The 21,879-nt window shown below is 59.7% G+C and carries 32 protein-coding genes; 2 read left to right on the top strand and 30 right to left on the bottom strand.

Annotation, left to right across the window (positions count from 1 at the left end):
• Positions 1-78: 78 nt before the first annotated feature.
• From ccsB to HV796_RS17370, 3 genes are all read right to left on the bottom strand, one after another.
• Positions 79-1,287, bottom strand: a complete 1,209-nt coding sequence (ccsB, locus tag HV796_RS17380) for a c-type cytochrome biogenesis protein CcsB (RefSeq protein WP_175227727.1) — start codon at positions 1,285-1,287, stop codon at positions 79-81.
• 4 nt (positions 1,288-1,291) lie between these two features.
• A complete protein-coding gene (locus HV796_RS17375) occupies positions 1,292-3,514 on the bottom strand; it encodes a cytochrome c biogenesis protein ResB (protein WP_175227726.1) in 2,223 nt (740 codons plus the stop codon).
• 144 nt (positions 3,515-3,658) lie between these two features.
• Positions 3,659-4,312: a c-type cytochrome gene (locus HV796_RS17370; RefSeq protein WP_175227855.1), complete on the bottom strand. Its 654-nt coding sequence runs from the start codon at positions 4,310-4,312 to the stop codon at positions 3,659-3,661.
• A gap of 350 nt (positions 4,313-4,662) precedes the next feature.
• Between HV796_RS17370 and yihA the strand changes: the two genes are divergently transcribed.
• A complete protein-coding gene (gene yihA, locus HV796_RS17365; RefSeq protein WP_175227725.1) occupies positions 4,663-5,328 on the top strand; it encodes a ribosome biogenesis GTP-binding protein YihA/YsxC in 666 nt (221 codons plus the stop codon).
• 291 nt (positions 5,329-5,619) lie between these two features.
• Complete coding sequence (gene hemB, locus HV796_RS17360; protein WP_175227724.1) at positions 5,620-6,618, top strand: porphobilinogen synthase; 999 nt, start codon at positions 5,620-5,622, stop codon at positions 6,616-6,618.
• A gap of 203 nt (positions 6,619-6,821) precedes the next feature.
• Here the strand turns inward: hemB and dsbD are convergent, their stop codons facing one another.
• The 27 genes from dsbD to rplB all read right to left on the bottom strand — a co-directional run bounded on the left by dsbD (position 6,822) and on the right by rplB (position 21,877).
• On the bottom strand, positions 6,822-8,726 hold the full coding sequence (gene dsbD / locus HV796_RS17355) for a protein-disulfide reductase DsbD (protein WP_175227723.1): 1,905 nt from the start codon (positions 8,724-8,726) through the stop codon (positions 6,822-6,824).
• Entirely contained in the window at positions 8,719-9,045 is a 327-nt protein-coding gene (gene cutA, locus HV796_RS17350) for a divalent-cation tolerance protein CutA (protein WP_175227854.1), read from the bottom strand. Before cutA ends, dsbD begins: the two co-directional genes overlap by 8 nt.
• Before the next feature lie 187 nt (positions 9,046-9,232).
• Positions 9,233-9,628 (bottom strand): 50S ribosomal protein L17, encoded by a 396-nt coding sequence (gene rplQ, locus HV796_RS17345; protein ID WP_134197258.1) that lies wholly within the window; start codon positions 9,626-9,628, stop codon positions 9,233-9,235.
• A gap of 168 nt (positions 9,629-9,796) precedes the next feature.
• Positions 9,797-10,774, bottom strand: a complete 978-nt coding sequence (locus HV796_RS17340) for a DNA-directed RNA polymerase subunit alpha (protein ID WP_027199071.1) — start codon at positions 10,772-10,774, stop codon at positions 9,797-9,799.
• 124 nt (positions 10,775-10,898) lie between these two features.
• Positions 10,899-11,522 (bottom strand): 30S ribosomal protein S4, encoded by a 624-nt coding sequence (rpsD, locus tag HV796_RS17335; RefSeq protein ID WP_175227722.1) that lies wholly within the window; start codon positions 11,520-11,522, stop codon positions 10,899-10,901.
• A gap of 155 nt (positions 11,523-11,677) precedes the next feature.
• Entirely contained in the window at positions 11,678-12,082 is a 405-nt protein-coding gene (gene rpsK, locus HV796_RS17330; RefSeq protein ID WP_017777173.1) for a 30S ribosomal protein S11, read from the bottom strand.
• A gap of 27 nt (positions 12,083-12,109) precedes the next feature.
• On the bottom strand, positions 12,110-12,475 hold the full coding sequence (rpsM, locus tag HV796_RS17325; RefSeq protein ID WP_175227721.1) for a 30S ribosomal protein S13: 366 nt from the start codon (positions 12,473-12,475) through the stop codon (positions 12,110-12,112).
• Between the two features lie 41 nt (positions 12,476-12,516).
• Positions 12,517-12,633 carry a 50S ribosomal protein L36 gene (gene rpmJ / locus HV796_RS17320; RefSeq protein ID WP_175227720.1) on the bottom strand — a complete coding sequence of 39 codons (117 nt, stop codon included), beginning with the start codon at positions 12,631-12,633 and terminating at the stop codon, positions 12,517-12,519.
• A 20-nt stretch (positions 12,634-12,653) separates the two neighbouring features.
• The gene (infA, locus tag HV796_RS17315) at positions 12,654-12,872 is read right to left on the bottom strand and encodes a translation initiation factor IF-1 (RefSeq protein WP_004521905.1); all 219 of its coding nucleotides are present in this window, start codon (positions 12,870-12,872) and stop codon (positions 12,654-12,656) included.
• 7 nt (positions 12,873-12,879) lie between these two features.
• On the bottom strand, positions 12,880-14,229 hold the full coding sequence (gene secY, locus HV796_RS17310) for a preprotein translocase subunit SecY (protein WP_175227719.1): 1,350 nt from the start codon (positions 14,227-14,229) through the stop codon (positions 12,880-12,882).
• A gap of 46 nt (positions 14,230-14,275) precedes the next feature.
• Entirely contained in the window at positions 14,276-14,710 is a 435-nt protein-coding gene (gene rplO / locus HV796_RS17305; protein ID WP_175227718.1) for a 50S ribosomal protein L15, read from the bottom strand.
• Positions 14,711-14,740: 30 nt separating this feature from the next.
• Positions 14,741-14,923, bottom strand: coding sequence for a 50S ribosomal protein L30 (gene rpmD / locus HV796_RS17300; RefSeq protein ID WP_004202755.1), 183 nt, complete (start codon positions 14,921-14,923; stop codon positions 14,741-14,743).
• Between the two features lie 11 nt (positions 14,924-14,934).
• Positions 14,935-15,453: a 30S ribosomal protein S5 gene (gene rpsE, locus HV796_RS17295; protein WP_175227717.1), complete on the bottom strand. Its 519-nt coding sequence runs from the start codon at positions 15,451-15,453 to the stop codon at positions 14,935-14,937.
• Positions 15,454-15,468: 15 nt separating this feature from the next.
• Positions 15,469-15,834: a 50S ribosomal protein L18 gene (gene rplR, locus HV796_RS17290; protein WP_175227716.1), complete on the bottom strand. Its 366-nt coding sequence runs from the start codon at positions 15,832-15,834 to the stop codon at positions 15,469-15,471.
• 12 nt (positions 15,835-15,846) lie between these two features.
• Entirely contained in the window at positions 15,847-16,377 is a 531-nt protein-coding gene (rplF, locus tag HV796_RS17285) for a 50S ribosomal protein L6 (protein ID WP_175227715.1), read from the bottom strand.
• Positions 16,378-16,397: 20 nt separating this feature from the next.
• The gene (gene rpsH, locus HV796_RS17280; RefSeq protein WP_175227714.1) at positions 16,398-16,793 is read right to left on the bottom strand and encodes a 30S ribosomal protein S8; all 396 of its coding nucleotides are present in this window, start codon (positions 16,791-16,793) and stop codon (positions 16,398-16,400) included.
• A 15-nt stretch (positions 16,794-16,808) separates the two neighbouring features.
• A complete protein-coding gene (gene rpsN, locus HV796_RS17275) occupies positions 16,809-17,114 on the bottom strand; it encodes a 30S ribosomal protein S14 (RefSeq protein ID WP_175227713.1) in 306 nt (101 codons plus the stop codon).
• A gap of 7 nt (positions 17,115-17,121) precedes the next feature.
• Positions 17,122-17,661, bottom strand: coding sequence for a 50S ribosomal protein L5 (rplE, locus tag HV796_RS17270; RefSeq protein ID WP_006052214.1), 540 nt, complete (start codon positions 17,659-17,661; stop codon positions 17,122-17,124).
• Positions 17,662-17,677: 16 nt separating this feature from the next.
• Positions 17,678-17,986, bottom strand: coding sequence for a 50S ribosomal protein L24 (rplX, locus tag HV796_RS17265; RefSeq protein WP_175227712.1), 309 nt, complete (start codon positions 17,984-17,986; stop codon positions 17,678-17,680).
• A gap of 9 nt (positions 17,987-17,995) precedes the next feature.
• Positions 17,996-18,364, bottom strand: a complete 369-nt coding sequence (gene rplN, locus HV796_RS17260; protein WP_012402188.1) for a 50S ribosomal protein L14 — start codon at positions 18,362-18,364, stop codon at positions 17,996-17,998.
• A 344-nt stretch (positions 18,365-18,708) separates the two neighbouring features.
• Positions 18,709-18,981 (bottom strand): 30S ribosomal protein S17, encoded by a 273-nt coding sequence (gene rpsQ, locus HV796_RS17255; protein ID WP_175227711.1) that lies wholly within the window; start codon positions 18,979-18,981, stop codon positions 18,709-18,711.
• On the bottom strand, positions 18,978-19,172 hold the full coding sequence (rpmC, locus tag HV796_RS17250) for a 50S ribosomal protein L29 (protein ID WP_075159014.1): 195 nt from the start codon (positions 19,170-19,172) through the stop codon (positions 18,978-18,980). Before rpmC ends, rpsQ begins: the two co-directional genes overlap by 4 nt.
• Positions 19,173-19,181: 9 nt before the next feature.
• Positions 19,182-19,598 carry a 50S ribosomal protein L16 gene (gene rplP, locus HV796_RS17245; protein ID WP_075158347.1) on the bottom strand — a complete coding sequence of 139 codons (417 nt, stop codon included), beginning with the start codon at positions 19,596-19,598 and terminating at the stop codon, positions 19,182-19,184.
• A gap of 2 nt (positions 19,599-19,600) precedes the next feature.
• Positions 19,601-20,410, bottom strand: coding sequence for a 30S ribosomal protein S3 (rpsC, locus tag HV796_RS17240; RefSeq protein ID WP_134197247.1), 810 nt, complete (start codon positions 20,408-20,410; stop codon positions 19,601-19,603).
• Between the two features lie 11 nt (positions 20,411-20,421).
• Entirely contained in the window at positions 20,422-20,751 is a 330-nt protein-coding gene (gene rplV / locus HV796_RS17235) for a 50S ribosomal protein L22 (RefSeq protein WP_004199272.1), read from the bottom strand.
• A 12-nt stretch (positions 20,752-20,763) separates the two neighbouring features.
• Positions 20,764-21,039, bottom strand: a complete 276-nt coding sequence (rpsS, locus tag HV796_RS17230) for a 30S ribosomal protein S19 (RefSeq protein WP_006998484.1) — start codon at positions 21,037-21,039, stop codon at positions 20,764-20,766.
• Positions 21,040-21,049: 10 nt separating this feature from the next.
• The gene (gene rplB / locus HV796_RS17225; protein WP_175227710.1) at positions 21,050-21,877 is read right to left on the bottom strand and encodes a 50S ribosomal protein L2; all 828 of its coding nucleotides are present in this window, start codon (positions 21,875-21,877) and stop codon (positions 21,050-21,052) included.
• Between the last annotated feature and the right edge of the window lie 2 nt (positions 21,878-21,879).

Raw genomic sequence — 21,879 nt, 5'->3', positions numbered from 1 at the left:
AAATCATCCCGTTTGACCATAAAAAAACCGCCGGTGTTTAACACGCGGCGGTCATTTGTCGGGTTCGGGCGACGGATATTACAGCTTCCCGTAACTATGCAGCCCCGAAAGGAACATGTTCACGCCGAGGAACGCAAACGTCGTCACCAGCAGGCCCGTCAGCGCCCACCACGCGGCCACCGCTCCGCGCAGCCCCTTCATCAGACGCATATGCAGCCATGCGGCGTAATTCAACCACACGATCAGCGCCCACGTCTCCTTCGGGTCCCAGCTCCAGTAGCCGCCCCATGCTTCCGCCGCCCACAGCGCACCGAGGATGGTCGCCACCGTGAAGAACGCGAAGCCCACCGCGATCGATTTGTACATCACGTCGTCGAGCACATCCAGCGTCGGCAGCCGGTCGGCCAGCACGCCGCGTTCTTTCATCAGATAGGCCACGCCCACCATCGCCGACAGCGCAAAGCTGCCGTAACCGATGAAGTTCGCCGGTACGTGGATTTTCATCCACCAGCTTTGCAACGCCGGAACGAGCGGCTGGATCTGCTGCGCGTCGCGCGCAATCGAGTACCACATCAGGAAGCCGACCGCCGCGCTGATCACGAGCAGCACGAACGCACCGAGCGCCCGCGTGTTGTAATGCGATTCGTAATACAGATAGAAGAGCGCTGTAATCAGGCTGAACAGCACGAACACTTCATACAGGTTCGAAATCGGAATATGGCCGACGTCCGCGCCGATCAGATACGACTCGTACCAGCGCACCATCAAGCCGACGAAGCCCATCAGCACCGCGGCCCATGTCATCTTCGAACCGATCGCGGCGCCCGCCGGTGAGCGCGACAGCAAACCGATCCAGTAGAAGAGCGTCGCAAACACGAACAGCGCGCTCATCCACAGGATCGCGGACTGGCTCGACAGGAAATACTTGAGGAAGAACGCCTGGTCGGCGCGCGACAGGTCGCCGTGGTAAAGCGCGATAGCCGACAGCGATAGCGCCGCGATGCCGATCATCAGCGGTCGCACCGGCTTCCAGCGCCACCCGAGCACAACGAACACCGGCACCGCGCACACCAGCACCAGCTTGTCGTAGTAATTCATGAACGCGTGGTAGCGCGTCAACGCGAACCCGGCGCCGCCGACCAGCACGAGCGCGAATAGCCAGTCGAACGGCGTAAGCCGCTTCAGGAACGGGCGATCGTCGAGCAGGCCATTGCGGGTTGGCAACCCTGCCGACGTCGCGGCAGGCCGTTGTGCGGGCGAGGAAGAGGAAGACTGGGTCAAGTCCATGATGTTACCGGGTTGAATCTTGTGGGCCGGTTGCCGGATCAGCCGGGTGGCTGCCGCCGCCGGACGCAGCGGACGCTGCCGATTCGTCAGCCAGTTTGGCGTTGAGCGCCGTACCGACCGCGTCGCGCGTCTCCCTGAACTCCTTGTCGAAGTCGAACGTCTTTCGAGCGCTTGACATCGCCATCACGACGTTCACGCCGCGATCCGTATCTTTGAGCCAGAACCACAGGCGCCGTTCGCGCACATAGAACATCGAGAAGATGCCCAGCACGAGGAGCAGGCTGCCAAGATACACGACTTTTTTACCCGGCGCGCGCGTCAACTGAAATACCGAGGCTTGCACCTGCTTGAAGCCGTCCAGTTGCAGATAGACCGGCGATCCATAGAAAAAGCTGTCAGAAATTGCGTTAATCGAGTTCTGGATGAAACGGCTGGCCGCGTCACTGGGCTGCGCCGGCGTTTCGCCGGCTTGCGCACGCGAGAGTTGCCAGACGTCCCACATCGCGCCTTCCAGCATGCGCAGTAACAGCCCTGCCGCCTTCTCCTGCTCCGCCTTCGGCACCGAATGGTCGATGAACGTCGCGATGGCCTGGAAGCCGCCGACCGGCTGACCAGGCTGCGGCGCGAGGCTGCTATCGGCGCCGGCAAAGAGGGTGAGCACACGAACCGCGCTTTCTTCCAGATGCTGCTGCAACTCCTGATTCGAGGACGGCACTGAACGCTGCGCAAAGCGATGCGCGGCTTCGGCGCGCGTTGCCGGGTTTTCGAGCGCCGCGCGCAGATTCATCCAATCCTTCACCGTGCCGCCTTCGTCAGCCGGGATCCGCAGATAGCGGAACGGATCGTCCGGATTGATGCGCACACCCGCGAGAAACACGCGCTCGCCGCCGACTTCCACCGGCAGCATGTAGTTGTTGTACTCGCGCGCCTGACCATCCTTGTCGCGCACCTTGTACTGTACCGACGGCCCGACGTTGTGCAGATCGAGCGGCTTGGACGACTTCGCGCCGGAGCCGAGGCGCTCGTCGAACGCCTGTTTCAACGTTTCGTGCGCCGCGACGCCGCGCGCGTCGGTCTGGCCATTGCCGTTTGTGATGTTCTCGACATTGATCGCACGAAAATCGGCGAATTCGATGGTCTGGCCGTCGGTGCCGGGAATCGCGCTGGTGAGCGGCGTCGAATTGCCAATCGTGCCGCCAAAAGGAACCGGCTTCGCGCTATTGCCCGTCATCGGGTACGCGGTCATCTTCATTTCGGAGCCGCCGTCCTGGAAGCTCGATTGATAGATCGACACGCCGTCGTATTCGAACGGCTTGTTCACCTCGACGCGCGCCGGAACGCGCTGCCCGGTCTTGTGGTCGATCACGACGATGTCGCTCGCGAAAAGTTTCGGCATCCCCGTCGAGTAGTAATCGACAATGAATTTGTCCAGCTGGATCGAGAACGGCAGATCTTGAATCAGCGAACCGTTCGGCTGATTCAGAATCGCGGTCGACACGTGCTGCCCCTCGGGCACCCACGCATAACCGCGAAACGTCGGATTCGATTGCGACAGCCGGTGCTCGGGTGGGATATCGTTGATCACCGAATTGCCGCTAATCGGCGATTTGTCGAACAGCCACATTTGCAGCTTGATCGGCAGATTGCTGTCGAGCAAACCGCCAATGCAGATGATGACGATCGCAAGGTGTGCCGAGATATAGCCGAGCTTCGTCAACGCGCCTCGCTTCGCGGCGATCAGCGTCGCGCCGTCGGACTCGCGCGTCACGAATTGGTAGCCTAGCTTGCGTGACAGATGCGACAAGGTCGCGGTGGCTTGCGCGCGCGTTCCTTCGACGACGAACTCACCCTTGTGATGGAACGCGCGCAAGCTTGCTTCGCGCACCTTGTCCTTCCAGCTCTTCGTGTCGGCGATCATCTTCGGCGCATTGCGGATCACGCACAACGACACCGACGTGATCAGAAAGCCGAGGATCAGCATGAACCACCATGCGCTGTACACGGTGTAGAGGCTCAGTGACCGGAAGATATCCGCCCAGAACGGGCCGAACTGATTGACGTAGTTGGGATACGGATCGTCCTGCGTGAGCACGGTGCCGATGATGCTCGCAATCGCGAGAATCACCAGCATCGCGATCGCAAAGCGCATTGAGCTCAGCACCTCAATGACTTCGCGCGCGACCCGCTGACGCGATTTCGACTGCAGACCCGACGTGGTAACGCTCATTCAAACTCCAACTGAACAGCAAAAAAGGGTGCAGGGCCGTCTCATGCTGACGACGCCCTCACCCTTTTCTTGTTTTTTCCGCCGGCCTCTTTGCCGCTTTACCGCACACCGCCTGGCCGGCTTGACTTGCACGTGGGCGCTAGCTTAATGCAAACCGGCGATGTAATCAGCGACGGCTTTGATCTCGCTATCTGACAGACGCTGCACAATCGCGTGCATCACATCACTGTTGTTGCGTGCGCCCGGGCCCTGCTGGAACGCCGTCAATTGTGCGGCCGTGTACTCGGCCCACTGTCCTGACAGACGCGGATACTGCGAGGGGATGCCCTGGCCAGTCGGCCCGTGACAGCTTGCGCAGGCCGGCACGCCCTTGTCTGCAATACCCGCGCGATAAATCTTCTGGCCCAGCGGCACTGTGTTCTTGTTGTGTGCGTAGCCGGGTTTCGGAACCTGAGTGGCAAAGTACGCGGCCACGTTCACCATGTCCTGATCCGACAGTGCACCGGAAATGCCAGCCATGATCGGATTACTGCGCGCGGGCTGCTTCGCGCCCGGTTGCGTTTTGAAATCCTTGAGCTGTTTGACGAGGTATTCCGGATGCTGGCCGGCGAGCTTCGGATACGCCCCGCCTGCGCTATTGCCATCCGCTCCGTGACACGCAGCGCAAACTTGTGCTGCGATTGCCTGCCCCCGATTCAAATCCGGCTTTGCCTGATCCGCCGCTTTTGCCTGTACCACCAAACCTGAAAGACCTACCGCTGTGTGAAGCACCACCAGAATCCTGCCCAGTCGATTCATTCGCACACCCTGTTTCGTCTTGTGGGAATTAGAGGTTCTGCAAAATACGACGGCGACCGAATTACCCGATTGAAATACCTCGCAACCCCAGTTACGTATTGAGCGCGCGTGGATGTACACGACGCTCCACAGGTTTTCAGTAAACCATCGTATTGTACAATAACTCGCTAATCGCCAAGACGCCAGTCGGGCTTGCCCCGCAGCCAATCCAGCCGTGGCCGCCCATATCGTTCGCGTTGCGTGGTTCCGTTGTGGTCGTTGCAGTCGCCATGCGGTTCACGAGCCGCACTTCCCATCGCTCCAGGCGTTGGCCTGCAACGCGGGTCACGCATTCTATTCCGGTCCTATTCATGCCCTTTCTGCTCCATCAGGCGCGCTTCTTCACCACTGTCAACCATTTGCGCGACCTGCCGTCCACCGCGCAACCTGAGGTTGCATTTGCCGGGCGCTCGAATGCGGGCAAATCGACCGCGATCAACATACTGTGCAATCAGAAGCGGCTAGCGTTCGCGAGTAAAACACCGGGGCGCACACAACATATCAATTACTTCTCGGTCGGGCCGGCCGATGAGCCAGTCGCACATCTGGTCGACCTGCCGGGCTACGGCTATGCCGAAGTGCCCGGCGCAGCAAAGTCGCATTGGGAAGCGTTGCTGTCGAGTTACTTGCAGTCGCGCGCGCAGTTGCGCGGCATGATCCTGATGATGGATTCGAGGCGCCCGCTCACCGAGCTGGACCAGCGGATGATCGAGTGGTTCGCGCCGACCGGCAAGCCGATTCATACCTTGCTGACCAAATGCGACAAATTGACGCGTCAGGAAAGCACCCACGCGTTACGTACGACGCAAAAGGCGTTCGCCGACTATCGCGCGGCCGGTTACCAGGGCGAACTCACCGCGCAGATCTTTTCGGCGCTCAAGCGCATCGGTGTCGAAGAAGCGCATGAGTTAATCGAAAGCTGGATTGCCCCCGATATCGCAGACGATCCATCCGGTGATTCGGCCGGAACGGCGTAACAGGCTCACAACACATATTGGCGCGCGGGTCCGCATCGATAGTGCGCCACCCCGTGTGTACGCAGCTCACGATGACCCGCGTGGCGCGCATTTCCCGTCCGCCATAAAAAAACCCGCCGCAAGTTGACGGCGGGCTAAACAGCCTAATCGAAAAACGACAGGCACCCGCTCAGGGAGGAGAAGCGGGGAGGTCGGCGCAGCGCGCCTTGCTCGATCGGTATGATATACCATTGTCTCAAAAAGTTTCTGGCACGCGGCCACCGTCTGTTTCACATTCGCACGAGTTTCGATATGAGTTTTTACCCGCATCAACGTCCGCGCCGCATGCGACGCGACGAATTCTCGCGCCGCATGATGCGCGAGAACGTTCTCACCACTAATGACCTGATTTATCCGGTATTCATCGTCGAGGGCACTCAAGCAAGGCAAGCGGTGCCGTCGATGCCGGGTGTCGAGCGGGTGTCGGTGGATCTGCTTATGGGCGTGGCGGAACAGTGCGTCCAATTGGGTGTGCCGGTGTTGTCGCTGTTTCCGGCGATCGAACCCTCGCTGAAGACGCCCGACGGCCGCGAGGCGACCAATCCTGCCGGCCTGATTCCGCGCGCGATACGCGAGTTAAAAAAACACTTCCCCGAGCTCGGTGTGCTGACGGATGTCGCGCTCGATCCTTATACGAGCCATGGTCAGGACGGCGTAATCGACGAAACCGGTTACGTGATCAACGATCCAACTGTCGAAATTCTTGTGGAACAGGCGAAAGCTCACGCGGAAGCCGGCGTCGATATCGTTGCGCCGTCGGACATGATGGACGGCCGTATCGGTGCGATCCGCGAGATGCTCGAGAGCGAGGAGCACATTCATACGCGGATCATGGCGTATTCGGCCAAATTCGCATCGGCGTTTTATGGTCCGTTCCGCGATGCGGTCGGCTCCGCATCGAACCTCGGCAAGAGCAACAAGATGACCTATCAACTCGATCCGTCAAATTCCGACGAGGCGATGCGCGAGATTCGCGCCGACATCGACGAAGGCGCGGACATGGTGATGGTCAAGCCCGGTATGCCCTACCTCGACATCGTGCGCCGCGTGCGCGACGAGTTTCATTTTCCGACGTATGTGTATCAGGTGAGCGGCGAGTATGCGATGTTGAAGGCAGCTGCGCAGAACGGCTGGCTCGATCACGACAAGGCGATGATGGAGTCGCTGCTCGCATTCAAACGGGCGGGTGCGAATGGCATGCTGACGTACTTCGCGCTCGATGCGGCGCGACTGCTTCGCTCGCAGAAGTGAACGGCTGATCGTTGACAGGCGCGTCGCGAATCGGATGCCGCACGCCCGACCTTCGCGTCGCCTGCATGGCTCGACTCGGGTTGATGAATAAGCGGCGCGCAGCGTTCGCGAGGGCGCTCCGTTTTCGTTTATGTTGCGCTCGGGCGTTGCGGCTTGTGCGACAACGCCCGCGCAAATGTAGTCGGGTTATTTGGGACAGCGGATCAGGACTGAGGCGATTGTTGCGTGGCGGCGACCCGGTCAAGGCTGCGCAGGAACGTATCCGCTGACTCGTAGCCGACCACACGCAGCACTTCTTTACCGTCCTGGTTGAAGAAGATGATGCCAGGCGGCCCGAAGAGATTGAATCGCTTCAGCAACGCCTGATCATCGGTATTGTTAGCCGTCACGTCGGCACGCAGCAACTTCAGTTGCTTCAGGCGCGCGTTGACGCGCGGATCGCTAAACGTGAACTTCTCCATTTCCTTGCAGCTGACGCACCAGTCCGCATAGAAGTCGAGCATGGCGGGCCGCGCGGCAGCTTTGACGACCTGATCGAGTTGCCCGGACGAACTGACTGGCGCGAACGTGAGGTCGCTTTGCGCGGCAGCAGACGCAGCCGTACTGCCGCCGGCTGCAACGCTCACGCCCGGTGCGCGGCTCGCAAGGACCGCGAGTGGCCGCAGCGGGTCGGTCGAACCGGCCGCTACGCCGACCAGCAGCACCGCCGCCCAGATCGCGAAAGCGGCGCCGATTCCACGTCCGAGGCCACGCCAGATCGAACCGCCGGCCGTCGGCTGCGGTGAAAAGAGGCCCAATGCGGCGGCGGCGATCAGCAGCCACAGCACGCTCAACAGCATCTGCGCGGTGCCGCCGAGCACTGGCCATACAATCCACAACGCAGCAGCAAGCAGAACCACGCCGAAGAACACCTTCACGCTGTCCATCCATGCACCCGCGCGCGGCAAAAACGTCCCGGCGCCCAGTCCGATGATGAGCAGCGGCACGCCGAGCCCGATTCCCATCGAGAACAGCGCGGCGCCGCCGAGCACGGCGTTACCGGTATGAGCGATAAACGCGAGCACCGCGAAGAGTGGTGCCGTCATGCATGCGCCAACGACCAGCGCCGACAGCGCGCCCATCACCGCGACTGCAGCGAGCTTACCGCCCGAGTGTCCTGCGGACGCCTTCGACACGCTGTTTTGCCAACGTTGAGGCATCGCGATATCGACGCCTGCGATCAGCGTCAGCGCGAACACCGTCAATAGAATGGCGAATACGCCCAGTACCCACGGGTTTTGCAGCCACGCGCCCAGGCTCTGTCCGACCAGCGCCGCAGCAATGCCGAGCGCCGTGTAGACCAGCGCCATGCCGATCACGTATGAAAGCGACAGGCCAAAGCCACGTGCACGGGTGACCCGCGCGCCTTCGCCGATGATGATTGCGGAAAGGATCGGAATCATCGGGTACGAGCACGGCAGCAAACTCAGCACGACGCCGGCGACGAAGTACAAGCCGACGATCGCGAAGAAGCCGCCACCTTGCAACAGCGATTGCGCATAGTCCGCGCTTGTCGCGCGTTCGTACCAGTTGCCTGCGGCGGATGAGTCGGAGGGTGTCGCCGACTGCGCGACGCGGGTCGTCGCGCCCGCCGTTGCAGCATGCAGCGCCGCACCGCTCACGTGGTAAACGCGTTCCATCGGTGGATAGCAGATGCCCGCGTCGGCGCACCCTTGTGACGTCACCGCAAGATCAAATGGTCCAGCCGCATTCTTGATCGGGATACGGATGGTCAAATCGCCGCGGTAGCTCTCGACGTTCTTCTGGAATGTCTGATCGAACTTGACATGCCCCGCGGGCAATTGCGGATCACCGATGGTCGACGTGCCGTTACGAACCGCGAAAGAAAAGCGTTCGCGATACATGTAGTAACCGTCGGCGATCTTGTAGTGCACGTCGACTTCGCCGGGCTGTTCCGTGGCGCTGAATTTGAACGCAACAGCGGGGTCGAGAAAATCGTCGGCCGCGCGCGCGGCACCGACGCAAAACAATGCAATGAGCAGACCGGCGAAGAGCAGCCGGGCAACACGCACAACACCGCGCGTGGACGAATTCAGGCCGTTATACATGGATGGAACGTTGAGTTTCCGCGTTGACCCACTGCCCATATGCGGCTGACGCGATCGCTTGCCACGAAAGGATTTCCGGGGTGTCGTAAGGGTGATGCGAAAGAATGAACTGCTCGAGTTCCTGCGCGCGAGCGACACTCGTTTTGAACAACAGTTGGACTTCGTCAGCCGATTCGATCGTGCCCTGCCAGTGAAAGCTGGACCGCACCGCGCCAAGCTGTGTCGCGCATGCGGCTAAACGGGCCGCCAGAATGGCCGACGTGAGCTTATCGGCGGTCGTGGTGTCGGGCACCGTGGTCAACATCAGGATCACGTTCATGATTACCGACACCTCCTCCAGCTGTACAAAATCCGCTTCCAGCATCGTATCACCGAGACCGATTGTGTTCCGGACGCAACTGGACGATCGGCCACTCGGTCTATTCGACGCTTAAACGCGCTTAATGCAAAAAACCAGGCGCATGGCCTGGTTTTTTGTGTTTCCTTCGTCTCGGTCGACAGAAAGCTTACTCGGCTTCGACGACGTTTTCTTCTTCAGCCGGTTCCGGACGATCGAGCAGTTCGACCAGCGCCATCGGCGCGTTGTCGCCCACGCGGAAGCCGAACTTCAGGATTCGCAGATAACCACCCGGACGGTTTGCGAAACGCGGCCCGAGTACATCGAAAAGCTTCGTGACCGAATCGCGATCGCGCAGACGGTTGAATGCCAAACGACGGTTCGCGAGCGACGGCTTCTTGCCGAGCGTGATCAGCGGCTCAACGACTTTACGGAGTTCCTTCGCCTTCGGCAGCGTAGTCTTGATGACTTCGTGCTCGATCAGCGAGTTGGACATGTTACGGAGCATTGCCAGACGGTGGCTGCTCGTGCGGTTCAGTTTCCGCAGGCCATGACGGTGACGCATTTCGATTTCCTTGATTCAAAGTTTTGATCCAGCTCTTCTATCGCACCCGGTCATTTGAACGACGAGTGCACGGGCCGGTATAAAAAACGGCAAGACGTGGATTTTAAAGGGAAATCCACGTCTTTACCAGTCGCAGGACAGCTACCGCTACTACCGATACGCTGCGATTTACTTGTCGAGGCCAGCCGGCGGCCAGTTCTCGAGCTTCATGCCGAGCGTCAAGCCGCGCGAAGCGAGGACTTCCTTGATCTCGTTCAGCGACTTGCGGCCCAGATTTGGCGTCTTCAGCAGTTCATTTTCAGTGCGCTGGATCAGGTCGCCGATGTAGTAGATGTTTTCGGCCTTCAGGCAGTTCGCCGAACGGACCGTCAACTCGAGGTCGTCGACCGGACGCAGCAGGATCGGATCGATCTGCGGTGCGCGCGACGGTGCTTCTGCCGCGGCTTCCGTGCCCTCCAGCGCAGCGAACACCGACAACTGATCAACCAGAATGCGCGCCGATTGGCGAATCGCTTCTTCCGGCGAAATCACACCGTTGGTCTCGATGTTCATCACGAGCTTGTCGAGGTCGGTACGCTGTTCGACACGCGCGCTCTCCACGGCATAGCTCACGCGGCGAACCGGCGAGAACGATGCGTCCAGTACGATGCGGCCAATGATCTTGGCCGACTCTTCACCGTAACGACGCACGTTGCCCGGCACGTAGCCACGGCCCTTCTCAACCTTGATCTGCACGTCGAGCTTGCCGCCCTTCGACAGATGCGCAATCACGTGATCCGGGTTGATCACTTCGCAGTCGTGCGCGAGTTCGATATCACCTGCGGTGACGACGCCTTCGCCTTCCTTGCGCAGCGTAACCGTCACTTCGTCACGGTTATGCAGCTTGAACACCACACCCTTGAGGTTCAGCAACAGGTTGACCACGTCCTCCTGCACACCGTCGAGCGTCGAATACTCATGCACGACGCCTGCGATCGTCACTTCGGTCGGCGCGTAGCCGATCATCGACGACAGCAACACGCGCCGAAGCGCGTTACCCAAGGTGTGCCCATAGCCGCGTTCGAACGGCTCCATGACCACCTTCGCGTGGCTCTCGCCCAGCGATTCCACAGCGATAATCTTGGGTTTCAACAAACTGGTTTGCATAGGTTTTCCTTTTCAATACCCTCGGCTCGTTACACCGATAAGGCTGACCGGTAACAACCTGAAAATAAACAGCCGAGGCGCCCCCTTGCGCAACGCAATCAGGGTACCCCGGCCGTCAATCCGATTAGCGCGAATACAATTCGACGATCAGGCTTTCGTTGATATCGCCAGCGATGTCGCTGCGTTCCGGCATTTGCTTGAAGGTGCCCTCGAACTTCTTCGTGTCGACAGACACCCAGCTCGGCAGCCCGCCTTGCTCAGCCAGCGACAACGCTTCAAGAATGCGTGCCTGCTTCTTCGCCTGCTCGCGTACGGCCACCACGTCGCCAGCCTTCACTTGCAGCGACGGGATGTTCGCGACCGAGCCATTCACCGTGATCGCCTTGTGGCCGACCAGCTGACGCGCTTCAGCGCGCGTCGAGCCGAAGCCCATGCGATACACGACGTTATCGAGACGCGACTCGAGCAGTTGCAACAGGTTTTCACCCGTGTTGCCCTTGCGACGATCGGCTTCGGCGAAGTAACGACGGAACTGGCGCTCGAGAACGCCGTAGATGCGCTTCACTTTTTGTTTTTCGCGCAGCTGCGTGCCGTAGTCGGATGTACGCGCGCCCGACGTGCGGCCATGCTGGCCTGGCTTGCTATCAAGTTTGCACTTGTCGGCAAGCGAACGGCGCGCGCTCTTCAGGAACAGGTCGGTGCCTTCACGGCGAGATAGCTTGGCTTTAGGGCCGATATAGCGTGCCACGTTGCTTTCCTTCTATGTTTGATCACGTGAACTCTCGTTCACGCTAGTCCGAACCCTTTGGGTTGAACGGTGGGCTTAGTCAATTCAATAACGCAAGCCGCCCGTTGCCGCCGATGCCACAGCTCGGCGACAACAGGCGCAAGCAGTAGCGCGTCTTAGATACGACGGCGCTTCGGCGGACGGCAACCGTTGTGCGGAACCGGCGTCACGTCGGAAATCGCGGTGATCTTGATACCAAGACCATGCAACGCGCGCACCGCGGACTCACGGCCAGGGCCCGGGCCCTTGATCCGCACTTCGAGGTTCTTCACGCCGTATTCCATCGCCACACGGCCAGCCGATTCGGCTGCGACCTGAGCTGCAAACGGGGTCGATTTACGCGAACCCTTGAAGCCCTGCCCACCCGACGTCGCCCAGGCAAGCGCGTTGCCTTGACGATCGGTGATCGTGATGATGGTGTTGTTGAACGACGCGTGAACGTGAACCACGCCCTCGGCGACGTTCTTCTTGACCTTCTTGCGAACGCGTTGCGCCGCGGTGTTGTTCGAAGCCTTAGCCATACGTTTTCCTGTAACTGTCAGTGCCGCTTACTTCTTCAGCGCTTGCGCTGCACGACGCGGACCCTTACGCGTACGGGCGTTGGTACGCGTACGCTGGCCGCGCAAAGGCAAGCCCTTACGATGGCGCACGCCGCGGTAGCAGCCGAGGTCCATCAGGCGCTTGATGTTCATCGTCGTTTCGCGACGCAGATCGCCTTCGACGACGTACTTGCCGATTTCTTCACGCAGCTTTTCGAGGTCTGCGTCGTTCAGGTCTTTAACCTTCTTCGAATAAGCCACACCAGCGGCGTCGCAGATGACGCGCGAGCGCGTGCGGCCAATGCCGTAAATAGCCGTCAGGCCGATTTCGGTATGCTGGTGGTTCGGGATATTCACCCCTGCGATACGAGCCATTGTTTTTCCTCAAACAAAAAGCGCAAGCAAAAGCGCGTCGTTTAGCCTTGACGCTGTTTGTGGCGCGGATCAGAGCTGCAAATCACGCGCACAACGCCTTTGCGCTTGACGATCTTGCAATTGCGGCAGATGCGCTTAACCGATGCCATCACTTTCATGATATTACCCTTTTTTCAAATCACTTCGCCCGGAACACGATCCGCGCACGCGACAGATCGTAAGGCGTCAACTCAACCGTCACCTTGTCGCCCGGCAGGATACGGATGTAGTGCATCCGCATCTTGCCGGAGATATGTCCCAATACGACATGGCCGTTCTCCAGCTTTACCCTGAAGGTAGCGTTAGGCAGGTTCTCAATCACTTCGCCCTGCATCTGGATGACATCGTCTTTGGCCATAAGTCCTTTAGCGCATTGGGACGCCGCCGCCTTTGAAATTGGCTTTCTTCAGCAGCGATTCATACTGTTGCGACATAACGTACGACTGCACCTGCGCCATGAAGTCCATGGTGACGACAACAATGATCAGCAGCGACGTTCCACCAAAATAAAACGGCACATTCCAGCGCAGCACCAAAAACTCCGGCAGCAGGCAAACGAACACGATATAGATCGCACCGGCCAGCGTCAGACGCGTGAGAATCCGGTCGATATAGCGTGCCGTCTGGTCGCCCGGACGAATGCCCGGAACGAATGCGCCGCTCTTCTTCAGGTTGTCGGCCGTTTCCCTGCTGTTGAACACCAGCGCGGTGTAAAAAAAGCAGAAGAATACGATCGCCAATGCATACAACAACACATACACCGGTTGGCCCGGCTTCAGCGCCTCTGCCACGTTGTGCAGGGTGTCTGCAAACCAGCCGCCGTTGCTCGATCCGGAGCTGAACCAGCTCAGAATCGTGGCCGGGAACAGGATGATCGACGATGCGAAGATCGGCGGAATCACGCCCGACATGTTCAACTTCAGCGGCAGATGCGACGACTGACCGCCGTAAATCTTGTTGCCCACCTGCCGCTTCGCGTAGTTCACAAGAATCTTGCGCTGACCGCGTTCGATGAACACCACCACGTACGTCACGGCGGCAATCAGCGCGACCACGATGATCGCGGAGATGATCGACATCGAGCCGGTACGCACCAGCTCAAAGAGACCACCGATCGCATTCGGGAAACCCGCCGCGATCCCGCCGAAAATAATGATCGAGATGCCGTTGCCCAGACCACGCTCAGTGATCTGCTCACCGAGCCACATCAGGAACATCGTACCGGTCACCAGCGTCACAACCGTCGTCAGGCGAAACACCATGCCTGGATCGATCACGAGGCCAGGTTGATTCTCGAGCGCCACCGCAATACCGAAGGCCTGGAAGGTCGCAAGCAGGACCGTGAAGACGCGCGTGTATTGCGTGATCTTCCGCTGCCCGGCCTGCCCTTCCTTCTTTAGCGCCTCCAGCTGCGGCGACACGATTGCCAGCAGTTGCATGATGATCGATGCCGAGATGTACGGCATGATCCCCAGTGCAAACACCGTGAATCGCGAAAGCGCGCCACCCGAGAACATGTTGAACATGCCCAGGATGCCGCCCGCCTGGCTCTGGAACAGCTTCGCCAGTTGATCCGGGTCAATACCCGGCACCGGAATGTGCGCGCCGATACGGTAGACGACCAGCGCCAGCAGCAGAAACACTGCCCGCCGACGCAGGTCGCCGAACTTCGCCGCGCTGCGACCCGGTTTTGCGAGACTCGGACTGTTAGCCAAGTACCTTCTCCGATGCAAATGCTAGTGACGGCAATCGACTTGCTCGTTACTCGGCAAAAGAGCCGCCCGCTGCCTCGATCGCAGCGCGCGCGCCCTTCGTCGCACCCAAGCCCTTCACGACGATCTTGCGCTTCAGCTCGCCCGTCGCGATGATCTTGGCGCTCCTGGTCAGCTCACCAACCAGACCGGCTTGCTTGAGCGCGAGCAGATCGATTTCGTCGACCGGCAGCTTCTCGAGATCACCCAACCGCACTTCGCCGACGAACTCCTTCGTCCACGACGTGAAGCCGCGCTTCGGCAGACGACGCTGCAGAGGCATTTGACCGCCTTCGAAGCCGACTTTGTGGAAGCCGCCCGAACGCGCTTTCTGACCCTTGTGACCACGACCCGCGGTCTTGCCGAGGCCGGAGCCGATGCCGCGACCGACGCGCCGCTTGGCGTGCTTCGAGCCTGCTGCCGGCTTCAGGTTATTCAATTCCATTATCAACTCCTTGAGTACCCGACCAACCGCTTAGCCGATGACCTTAACGAGGTACGAGACCTTGTTGATCATGCCGCGCACAGCCGGCGTGTCCTGCAGTTCGCTAACCGAGTTGAGTCGGCGCAGGCCCAAACCGCGCACCGTTGCGCGGTGCGATTCGCGGGTGCCGATCAGGCTCTTGACGAGCTGAACCTTCACAGTTTTTTCAGACATCGTGCCCACCTTTAGCCCAGAATATCTTCGACGGACTTGCCGCGCTTGGCTGCGATATCAGCCGGCGTGGACTGCTTGCGCAGACCGTCGAGCGTCGCACGAACGAGGTTGTACGGGTTCGTCGATCCGTGGCTTTTAGCCACGACGTTCTGCACACCCATCACGTCGAACACTGCGCGCATCGGGCCGCCGGCGATCACACCGGTACCGTCCTTCGCCGGAGCGAGCAGAACCATCGACGCACCGTGCTTGCCGTGCACTTCGTGTTGCAGCGTGCCGTTCTTGAGCGGCACCTTGAACATGTTGCGGCGTGCCTGTTCCATCGCCTTCTGGACAGCAACCGGCACTTCCTTCGCCTTGCCCTTGCCCATACCGACGCGGCCGTCGCCATCTCCAACCACGGTCAGTGCCGCGAAGCCGAGAATCCGGCCGCCCTTCACCACCTTGGTCACGCGATTGACCGCGATCATCTTTTCGCGAAGGCCGTCGTCGCGCTCGTCAGCCTGAACTTTCGCTTGCATCTTTGCCATGACGAATTCCTTCCCTTAGAACTTGAGCCCGGCTTCGCGCGCCGCTTCAGCCAGCGCCTTGACGCGGCCGTGGTAGCGGAAACCCGAGCGGTCGAAGGCGACGGATTCGATGCCGGCAGCCTTGGCCTTTTCAGCAATGCGCTTGCCGATCAGGGTCGCAGCGGCAACATTGCCACCCTTGCCCGACTGGTCGGCGAGCTGCGCACGCACTTCGGCTTCGAGCGTCGATGCGCTGGCGAGCACCTTCGTGCCGCACGGCGAGAACACTTGTGCATAGATATGCGTGTTCGTGCGGTGAACAGCCAGGCGCGCGACCTGCAGCTCAGCGATCTTGATACGCGTCTGACGAGCGCGGCGCAGGCGAGATTGAGTCTTATCCATGATTGCGCACCCTTACTTCTTCTTCGTTTCTTTGAGGATCACGACCTCGTCGGCATAGCGTACGCCTTTGCCCTTATAGGGCTCCGGCGGACGGTAACCGCGCACTTCGGCGGCAACCTGGCCAACCTTCTGCTTGTCGATCCCCTTGATCACGATTTCCGTTTGCGACGGGGTTTCGGCCTTCACGCCTTCCGGCATCTGGTGCACCACCGGGTGCGAGAAACCCAGCGACAGGTTCAGCTTGTCGCCTTGCGCTTGCGCACGATAACCAACGCCAACCAGCGTCAGCTTGCGCTCGAAACCCTTGGTAACGCCGCTCACCATGTTCGCAACCAGTGCGCGCATCGTGCCCGACATCGCATTTGCTTCGCGGCTCCCGTCAACCGGCTCGAACTTCACCGTGCCGTTGTCGTTCACCACCTTCACCAGACGATTCGCAATTTGCCAGATCGTACCCAGCGGGCCCTTGACGGTAATACGCTCGTCGCTGACAACCACTTCGGCGCCTTTCAGCACGATCGGGCTTTTACCTACTCGAGACATGTTTCTCTCTCCTTTCGGCCTTAAGCAACGTAGCAGATGACTTCGCCGCCGACGCCAGTAGCGCGCGCCTTGCGATCCGTCATCACACCCTTCGGCGTCGAAACGATCGCAACGCCAAGGCCATTCATGACCTGCGGAATATCATTGCGGCCACGGTACACACGCAGACCAGGCTTCGAAACGCGCTCAAGGCGTTCAATAACCGGACGGCCGGCGTAGTACTTCAGAGCGATATTCAGCTCCGTCTTCGCGCCTTCGGACTTCACTGCGAAATCGTCGATATAACCTTCGTCCTTCAGGACCTGCGCGATCGCAATCTTGACCTTCGACGAGGGCATCGTCACCGAAACTTTCTCGACCATCTGCGCATTGCGGATGCGAGTCAGCATATCGGCGATAGGATCACTCATGCTCATCTTATGTTTCTCCTATTACCAGCTCGCCTTGGTCAGGCCAGGGATCTCGCCGCGGAACGCGATTTCGCGAATCTTGTTACGGGCCAGCCCGAATTTACGGAACGTGCCGCGCGGACGACCCGTGATCGCACAGCGGTTGCGCTGGCGCGTCGGGTTTGCATTGCGCGGCAGTTGTTGCATATCCAGACGAGCCGCATAACGCTCTTCGTCGGACTTGCTCACGTCATCGATGATCGCCTTCAGCGCTGCACGCTTGGCCGCATATTTCGCGACGAGGCGAGCACGCTTCTTTTCACGTTCGATCAGTGCCAGTTTAGCCACGGTAACCTCAGTTTCTGAACGGGAACTTGAAGCTGGCGAGCAGTGCCTTCGCTTCGTCGTCGGTCTTCGCAGTCGTCGTGATGCTGATGTTCAGCCCACGCAGCGCGTCAATCTTGTCGTAGTCAATTTCGGGGAAAATGATCTGCTCTTTCACACCGATGTTGTAGTTGCCACGACCGTCGAATGCACGGCCCGACACACCGCGAAAGTCGCGCACACGGGGGAGCGCAACCGTCACGAAACGGTCGAGAAATTCGTACATCGCCTGGCCACGCAGCGTGACCATTGCTCCGATCGGATAACCCTGGCGAATCTTGAAGCCCGCGATTGCCTTGCGCGCTTTCGTGATCACCGGCTTCTGACCCGCGATCTTCGTCAGATCGCCAACGGCGTTCTCGATGATCTTCTTGTCAGCGACGGCTTCGCCAAGACCCATGTTCAGCGTGATCTTGGTGATGCGCGGCACTTCCATGACGGACTTGTAGCCGAACTTCTCGATCAGGCCAGGAACAACCTTCTCTTTATAGAATTCTTGCAAACGTGCCATTTTTTACTCCGCAGCGTCAGGCGCCCACCACGGCACCGGTCGTCTTCAGGAAACGAACCTTCTTGTCCCCTTCGACCTTGATGCCGACACGCGAGGGCTTGCCATTCGCGTCGACCAGAGCGACGTTCGAGATGGAGAGCGGCATTGCCTTCGCCTCCACGCCACCCGTCGTCCCTTTCATCGGGTTCGGCTTCACATGCTTCTTGGCGATATTGATGCCTTCGACCGTCACCCGCCCTTCACCAAGGGCCAGCACCACACCGCGCTTGCCCTTGTCCTTGCCGGTCGTGACGATGACTTCGTCGCCTTTGCGAATCTTGTTCATCTCGGCTCCTTACAGCACTTCCGGCGCGAGCGAAACGATCTTCATGAAACGTTCGCTACGCAACTCACGCGTGACCGGCCCGAAAATACGGGTACCGATAGGCTCGAGCTTGGTATTCAAAAGCACGGCGGCGTTGCCGTCGAACTTGATCAGCGAGCCGTCTTGACGGCGCACGCCCTTGGCGGTGCGAACCACCACGGCGTTATAGATTTCGCCTTTCTTCACGCGCCCGCGCGGCGTTGCCTCTTTGACGCTCACCTTGATGATGTCGCCGATGTTGGCATAACGACGCTTCGAGCCGCCGAGCACCTTGATGCACATGACTTCACGCGCACCCGTGTTGTCGGCCACTTCAAGCCGAGTTTCGGTCTGGATCATGGTTTACTTTTCCCAACTTAATCCGATCGCACCACCATGGCGCATCCGGTCAGTCTTGGTCCCGTCAGCCGTGTGGCTGCTTGGGTTAGAACAGGCAGCGACGGCAACGAAACCCGCCATCGCAATCCGGCGAAGCCTTCAGCGCAGGCTGCTGCTTGCGCCGCTTCCCACCGAGGTTTCCACCTACGACTCGCCCGCCGCCTTGCCAACTGCAGGCAACAGCTGGGCTCCCGTAAAGAGGGAAGACCGAGATTATATCAAATAATCTCGGTCTGGCAAGCGAAATCTACTGCGATTTCAACTACTTCTACGACTCAACAACGTGTTCGACTGCGCCAACCGCGTTAGATGATGCGGGCAGCCTCAACCAGACGCGACACCGTCCAGGCCTTCGTCTTCGAAATCGGACGGGTTTCCTGGATTTCAACGAGGTCGCCCTCGTTGTAGGTGTTCGCTTCGTCGTGAGCGTGGTACTTCTTCGACCGTACGACGTACTTGCCGTAGATCGGGTGCTTGACTCGGTGCTCGACCAGCACGGTGACCGTCTTGTCCATCTTGTTGCTGACGACCTTGCCGACCAGCGTCCGCTTAAGCGAGGTTTTTACGCTATCGTTCATTTCTGGTTCGCCTTCTCAGTCAGGACGGTCCGCACACGTGCGATGTCGCGACGGACCTTCTTCAGCTGGCTCGTGTTCGTGAGCTGCTGGGTCGCGAGCTGCATGCGCAGGCCGAATTGCGCCTTCAACAGGTCCGACAGCTCCTTGTTGAGCGCGGCCTTATCTTTCTGGTGAAGTTCGGAAGCCTTCATCATCACTCCTTAGGCGCCAAGCTGACGAACGATGAAGGTCGTCTTCAGCGGCAGCTTCGCTGCAGCCAGACGGAACGCCTCGCGTGCCAGTTCTTCGGTTACGCCATCCATTTCGTACAGCATCTTGCCCGGTTGAATCTCGGCGACGTAGTACTCCGGGTTACCCTTACCGTTACCCATACGTACTTCGGCCGGCTTTTGCGAGATCGGCTTGTCCGGGAAAATGCGGATCCAGATACGGCCGCCACGCTTGATGTGACGCGTCATTGCACGACGCGCCGCTTCAATTTGACGCGCGGTCAGGCGGCCGCGACCGATAGCCTTCAGACCGTATTCACCGAACGACACAGCGTTGCCGCGCGTCGCTACACCAGTGTTACGACCCTTCTGCTCTTTGCGATACTTCCTGCGTTTCGGTTGCAGCATGGTTATTCTCCACTCTTGCCATCGCCGCCGGCGCCAGCGCCGCCACGACGGGGACCGCCGCGGCGCGCACCTGCCGGGCCGCCGCCTTCACCGTCACGACGCGGACGGCGATCGCCACCCGGGCGTGCGTTGCGGCGCGGACGCTTTTCTTCGGCCACTTCTTCCACCACCGGCGCGTCGTTGCGACCAAGCGTGTCGCCCTTGTAGACCCACACCTTCACGCCGATGATGCCGTACGTCGTCTTTGCTTCCGACGTTGCGTAGTCGATGTCGGCACGCAGCGTGTGAAGCGGCACGCGACCTTCGCGATACCACTCGGTACGGGCGATTTCGATACCGTTCAGGCGGCCGGCGCTCATGATCTTGATGCCTTGCGCACCCAGACGCATCGCGTTCTGCATCGCACGCTTCATCGCGCGGCGGAACATGATCCGGCGCTCGAGCTGTTGCGTAATCGAATCCGCGATCAGTTGTGCATCGGTTTCCGGCTTGCGAATTTCTTCGATGTTGACGTGAACCGGAACGCCCATACGCTTCTGCAGTTCCGACTTCAACAGTTCGATGTCTTCGCCCTTCTTGCCGATCACCACACCAGGACGCGAGCTGAAAATCGTAATGCGCGCGTTCTTCGCAGGACGCTCGATCACAACACGGCCAACCGAAGCGTTCTTCAGCTTCTTCTTCAGGTATTCACGAACACCGATGTCTTCCTGCAACATCGCCGCGAAATTGTTATTGCTCGCGTACCAACGCGACGCCCAATTGCGGCTGACGGCCAAACGGAAGCCAGTCGGATGAATTTTCTGTCCCATCGTATGACCCCTTAATTCCCGACCGTCACAGTGATGTGACAGGATTGCTTCTCAATGCGGTTGCCGCGGCCTTTCGCGCGCGCGGTGAAACGCTTGAGCGATGCAGCCTTGTCGACGTAGATGCTCTTGATCTTGAGCTCGTCGATGTCGGCGCCTTCGTTGTGCTCCGCATTCGCGATCGCAGACAGCACGACCTTCTTCACGATGCCAGCCGCCTTCTTCGGCGAGAACGTCAGAACGTTCAGCGCCTTGTCGACCGGCAAACCGCGGATCTGGTCAGCCACAAGGCGCGTCTTCTGCGCCGAGATGCGGGCACCGCGATGAATTGCTTTCACTTCCATCTTGATTGCCCCTTATTTCTTGGCCTTCTTGTCGGCCGCGTGTCCCTTGAACGTACGGGTCAACGCGAACTCGCCAAGCTTGTGGCCGACCATGTTTTCCGTGACATACACCGGGACGTGTTGACGGCCGTTGTGAACAGCGATCGTCAGACCGATGAAGTCCGGCAGAATCGTCGAGCGACGTGACCAGGTCTTGATCGGCTTCTTGTCGCGCGAAGCTGCAGCCGCCTCAACTTTCTTCAGCAAATGGGCGTCGCAGAACGGACCTTTTTTGATTGAACGTGCCATTGCCTACTCCTTAACGCTTATGACGGCGCTGGACGATCATGCTCGTCGTGCGCTTGTTGCTGCGGGTGCGATAGCCCTTCGTCGGCGTACCCCACGGGCTCACCGGATGGCGACCTGCTGCCGTCTTACCCTCACCGCCACCGTGCGGGTGATCGATCGGGTTCATGGCAACGCCGCGCACCGTCGGACGGATACCGCGCCAACGATTTGCACCGGCCTTACCAATTTGACGCAGGCTGTGCTCTTCGTTGCCCACTTCACCGATGGTCGCGCGGCACTCAATGTGTACGCGACGGATTTCACCCGAGCGCAGACGAACCTGGGCGTAGGTACCTTCACGAGCCATCAGCATCGCCGACGTGCCCGCCGAACGCGCCAGTTGCGCGCCTTTGCCCGGCAGCATTTCGATGCAGTGAATCGTCGTACCGACCGGAATATTGCGGATCGGCAGTGTGTTACCTGCGCGGATCGGCGCTTCGGAGCCCGACAGCAGTTGCTGCCCAACCGTCACGCCTTTCGGCGCGATGATGTAGCGACGCTCACCGTCCGCGTACAGCACGAGCGCGATGTGTGCGCTACGGTTCGGGTCGTATTCCAGACGCTCGACCTTCGCGGGAATCCCGTCCTTCGTGCGACGGAAGTCGATGACACGATAGTGCTGCTTGTGACCACCGCCTTGATGGCGCGTGGTGATGTGGCCGTTGTTGTTACGACCTGCCTTCGACTTCTGCGTATCGAGCAGTTGAACGAAGGGCTTGCCTTTGTGCAAGTCCTTGTTCACCACCTTGACCATCGCGCGGCGACCGGGCGAAGTCGGCTTAACTTTCACGAGCGCCATGA

The sequence above is a fragment of the Paraburkholderia humisilvae genome (assembly GCF_902859855.1).
GTDB classification, from domain to species: domain Bacteria; phylum Pseudomonadota; class Gammaproteobacteria; order Burkholderiales; family Burkholderiaceae; genus Paraburkholderia; species Paraburkholderia humisilvae.
Note: the sequence above shows the minus strand (reverse complement) of the source record. Positions and strands in the feature narration are given on the sequence as shown.